3 protein-coding genes and 1 riboswitch are annotated in these 5,048 nt (G+C 40.5%); all 3 genes read left to right on the top strand.

Annotated elements, in window-relative coordinates; all coding sequences use genetic code 11:
* Positions 1-240 precede the first annotated feature (240 nt).
* A riboswitch (Fluoride riboswitch) is annotated at positions 241-307 on the top strand.
* A gap of 96 nt (positions 308-403) precedes the next feature.
* A complete protein-coding gene (locus tag AB1488_01150; protein MEW6408705.1) occupies positions 404-2,152 on the top strand; it encodes a dynamin family protein in 1,749 nt (582 codons plus the stop codon).
* 12 nt (positions 2,153-2,164) lie between these two features.
* Positions 2,165-3,397 carry an MFS transporter gene (locus tag AB1488_01145; GenBank protein MEW6408704.1) on the top strand — a complete coding sequence of 411 codons (1,233 nt, stop codon included), beginning with the start codon at positions 2,165-2,167 and terminating at the stop codon, positions 3,395-3,397.
* 80 nt (positions 3,398-3,477) lie between these two features.
* A partial coding sequence (locus tag AB1488_01140; GenBank protein ID MEW6408703.1) for a carbon starvation CstA family protein occupies positions 3,478-5,048 on the top strand: 1,571 nt, incomplete at its 3' end.

Raw genomic sequence — 5,048 nt, 5'->3', positions numbered from 1 at the left:
ACCGACTATCCCGAATACAGGGTCTCCGGGTATTGCCTTCATCAGAAAGAAGGTTATGAGTGTAATTCCTATAAGGGTTGGTATAAATGTCAGAATGCGTCTTAGAAGATATGGAATCATAAAAAAATCTAACAAATAAGTGGATAGGAGTCAATAACAAAACTATACATTTTAATTGACTTTCAGGATATTTTTTATTATTGTTAAATCAATACCCTTCTCAAAAATCTCGTGGATTTTTGAGAGCCTGGCGATGGAGTTCGCGTAACTGTCCTTGTTAATCAGGACTGATAACTCCTATTACCCTATCCTAATCCCCCTTATTAAGTGGGCAGGAGATGGGTGTAGGAGTTTTTTAGTTTATGGCATATAGATAACTCTTTCCGAAAATAATGGAGGTAAAATGCTTAAGAAATATACATACCTTAAAGAAGAACTTTTAAGGTGTATCGATTCAATGTTTATTATAGAAAATATCCCTGGCTGTCCCTGTGAAGAACTCAAGGAAAAGGTCAAGAGTAATACCTTCAACCTCGTTGTTCTCGGACAGTTTAAGCGAGGAAAGACCACCTTTATAAATGCACTTTTAGGCGCAGAAATATTGCCAGTGGCGGTAGTGCCTCTTACCTCTATTGGAACAATCCTTAAATATGGAGAGGCATTAAGGATAAGGGTATATTTTAATGATGGCAGGATGGGTGAAATTAAGCCTGAAAGCCTTCCACAATATGTGACAGAAAAAGGCAACCCGAAAAATGAGAAGAATGTAAAGGAGGTTGTTATTACTTATCCTTCGCCTTATCTTAAAGATGGTGTTAGATTGATAGATACACCAGGGGTTGGTTCTGTTTATCAGCATAACACCGATGTTGCATACCAGTATTTGCCAAAGTCAGATGCCGCTTTCTTCCTCCTTTCTGTAGACCAGCCAGTAAGCCAGACAGAACTGGATTTTCTGAAAGATGTAAGGGAATACTCTGACAGGATATTCTTTCTCCAGAATAAGGCTGATTATGTTAGTCCTGAGGATCTTAATGAATCTATAGAGTTCTCAAAAAAGGTTATCGAAGATGTTATGAATTGCGATGTAAGGATATTTCCCCTATCAGCAAAACTTGCCCTCGATGGTAAATTGTCAGGGTCGAAAGAACTCCTTGAGAAAAGTTTTCTACCAGCGTTTGAAAAGACACTAAACACATTCCTTATGGAGGAAAAAGGTAAGGTTTTGCTTATTTCAGTATCAAACACCTTGTTAAGGGTTTTATCACAGGCGATATTCGAGTTAGGACTTGAAATGCGATCACTGACCACACCGCTTGATGAACTTAAGGTAAAAATAGAAATGTTTGAAAAGAAGAAAAAAGAGGTCATGCGTGAGAAACAGGATTTCGATATACTCCTTGATGGCGAAGTTAACAGGCTTGTAAAAAAGGGGCTTGATGAAGATCTGGAGAAGTTTGAAAAGGAATTAACCACCATACTTACTGTCGGTCTCGAATCTTTTTATAAGGAGAACCAGTTACTTCCATCTAAAGAGTTAAATAGTGTCCTGGAGAAATATATTATTGATGAGGTAAAGAATGCATATAACAACTGGTGGGCAAAGGAAGATGGAAAACTCGCCTCTGCCTTTGAGGCTATATGCAGCAGGTTTATTACAAAGATAAATGAAACCATTGATGACCTTCTCAAGTTTTCTTCAGAGCTTTTTGATATCCCCTTTGAGGTATTTAAGACAGAAGAGTTATGGACAGTAAAGCCGACCTTCTATTATAAATTCAAGGAAGAACCGGTAATGCTCGAGGTGCTTACAACATCATTTACTCTGTCACTGCCCAAATTCATAGGTGACAAAATCATTCTAAAAAAGATGAAAGAGTACATGCTCGAAATGATAGACATGCAGGGTGGAAGAATCAGGTTTGATTTTGCCGAGAGGCTGGATAAAAGCAAACTTGATTTCAGATGGGAGATGCTTCAGAGAATAGAGGCGACAATTGAAGGTATATCAACTGCCATAGAAAAGGGTATGAACCAGAGGACTAAGGGGGAGAAAGAGGTTGTGGAGAGAAAACAGGCACTATTAGAGACAGCACAAAAGTTAAATAGGTTAAGCGCTAAACTTATTGAAATTAAGGGTAAACTGTCATGATTGAGGGTTTTAGTGAAAACCGAGAAAAAATTCTTTGGTTTTGGTAGAAATGTATTTTTCACCGGACTGGTGAGTTTTTTCATGGACATCAGTTCTGAGATGATATATCCCATTGTCCCACTTTTTCTATCAAATGTCCTTGGTGTGAACAAATCCATCATTGGACTTATTGAAGGTATAGCTGAATCAACTGCCAGTTTGCTCAAGGTTTTTTCTGGCTGGTTTTCTGACAAAATAGGGAATCGGAAATGGCTTATGATTTTTGGGTATGGCATATCTGCCTTAAGCAGACCTGTTGTTGCCCTTGCCTCAGGATGGCACCATGTCTTATGGTTTCGTTTTATTGATAGATTCGGTAAAGGGATCCGCACAGCGCCTCGAGATGCACTTATCGCAGAATCATCTGAGAGGGCATTCCTTGCAAGGTCATTCAGTTTCCACCGTTCACTGGACACAATGGGAGCAGTTATCGGACCTGCGCTCGCCTTTTTCCTTCTCGGGATATTCTCAAATGATTACAGAAAGGTCTTCTGGTTCTCCATGATACCAGGAATAATTGCAGTGCTTTTGATCATCTTTTTTATTAAAGAAAGGAGCCGAGGGGTCAAGGAGTCAGACGGCCAAGTGAAAATCCTAAGAAATAAACACTCGAACCCTCAACTCCTTGAATCCTCGAACCCATTTAAACATTTTGACTGGAGATTTAAATTTTTTGTCTTTATCGCTGGCATCTTTGCGATAGGCAATTCCAGCGATGTATTTCTTATACTCAGGGCTCAACAGATAGGTATTCCATCGGTCATGATCCCTCTTATTTATCTACTATTTAACTTAATTTATTCCCTATCAGCTATTCCGGCTGGAATTGTAGCAGACAGATTCGGGAAAAAGAGGGTTATACTTTCAGGGTTTATCTTATTTGCAATACTTTACTATGGTTTTGGATCTGCATCCAGCGTAACGGCTATATGGATATTATTCGGGTTATATGGAGTGTTTATGGGACTAACAGAGGGCATACAGAAAGCATTCCTTGCCACGATAATACCGTCTCACTTTAAGGCAACAGCCTTTGGTATTTATAACACAGTGGTAGGACTTGCCATGTTTCCTGCAAGTTTTATCGGGGGATGGCTCTGGGATAATATCTCACCATCTGCGACATTTTATTTCGGTGCAGTAACAGCAAGCCTGTCTGTGATATTATTTATTGCATTTATAGGTGCAATTAAAAGAGCCACATGATATGTGAGAAATGTCGTAAAAGCCTCTAAATCTATACACAATATTGTTTTTTAAGTCTCCATATGATATATTTGAGCGTCATGAATATCCTTGCATATCTTGCTGTTACGGTTGTTATCTTCATCATCGCCTACAGAAAATATGGCAACTATTTAGATAAGGTCTTTGATGCAAGCGATTCTCACCCTACCCCTGCGTGTGCTATGGCTGATAAGAGGGACTATGTAGCAGGAAAAACACCTGTTGTCTTTTCCCATCATTTTGTATCCATTGCTGGTGGGGGACCCATAGTCGGACCCACTGTCGCCTTAATCTATGGGTTTATGCCTTCATGGCTATGGATAGTAATCGGTGTTGTGCTTATAGGCGCAGTCCATGATTACACAGTACTCTTTGTAAGCACGAGAGAAAAAGGCAAATCTATCATCGATGTAACGAACCGAACTATTGGGAAGTGGGGTTTTATTCTTTTTATCCTTTTTACGCTCTCTATGACTGTGCTCGTTACAGCAGCGTTTCTCGGTCTTACTGCAACCGCGCTCGGCTCCCTTGTAAACCTTAAAACAATTGGACTTGATGCCTCACAAACGATATTAAGGGTTGTTCAAGACCCAAGGACAGGTGAAGCAATGGGACAGATAGGTGGTATCGCCTCAACATCTGTTGTGGTTATGACTCTCTTCGCTCCTCTCATGGGACTTTTGATGTATAGGTTTAACATAAGGACAACCTCTGTGGCAATAATAGCTGTCATAGTAGCAATCTCTTCCATATTTGTAGGTATCGAATATCCTGTGGTGCTTGATCCGAAAATCTGGATGGTAATCCTTTCTATTTATGTCTTCTTTGCATCAGGATCACCCGTATGGCTTGTGCTTCAGCCACGAGACTTTATCAACTCCTTTATTCTCTATGGCGGGATAATTGCACTATTTATCTCTCTATTTTCAAGTGGACTACAAGGACTCACAGTTACTGCACCATCTCTGAGTATAACAGAGGGCATTGAAAGACTTGGATTCATCTGGCCCATACTCTTTATCACTATTGCCTGCGGTGCTATCTCCGGTTTTCATGCAATAATCGCAGGTGGCACCACATCTAAACAGATATGCAGGGAGTCTGATGTGAAACGGATAGGCGTTGGCGCAATGTTGCTCGAGGGTCTTCTTGCAGTGGTGGTCTTACTTGCTGTTGCATCAGGACTTTCGTTTACGGAATACATAAAGATCGTCTTCCCTGAGGGAGGAAAATCTAACCCTATTCTTGCATTCTCTCTCAGCATGGGGAGCATTCTTGATAAGGGTTTTAGTATTCCTATCTATGCGGGAGCGATATTCGGGATACTTCTTGTTGAAGGATTTCTCATTACTACATTAGATACCGCAGTAAGACTCAACAGGTATCTCCTCGAAGAACTATGGTCGGTCATCTTTAAAAACCCTCCTCGTGTTCTCAGGTCATATCTATTTAACGCAGGACTCTCGGTTGCATTAATGTTTTCATTCGCATACACTCAGGCATTTCTTGCAATATGGCCCATATTCGGCTCAGCAAATCAGCTCCTTGCTGCGCTTACCCTGATTGCGGTCTCTGTATGGCTTATAAGTAGAGGGATGCCCTCGTGGTTTACACTGATTCCAGCAGGATT

Source organism: Nitrospirota bacterium (assembly GCA_040756155.1).
Lineage (GTDB): Bacteria > Nitrospirota > Thermodesulfovibrionia > JACRGW01 > JBFLZU01 > JBFLZU01.
Note: the sequence above shows the minus strand (reverse complement) of the source record. Positions and strands in the feature narration are given on the sequence as shown.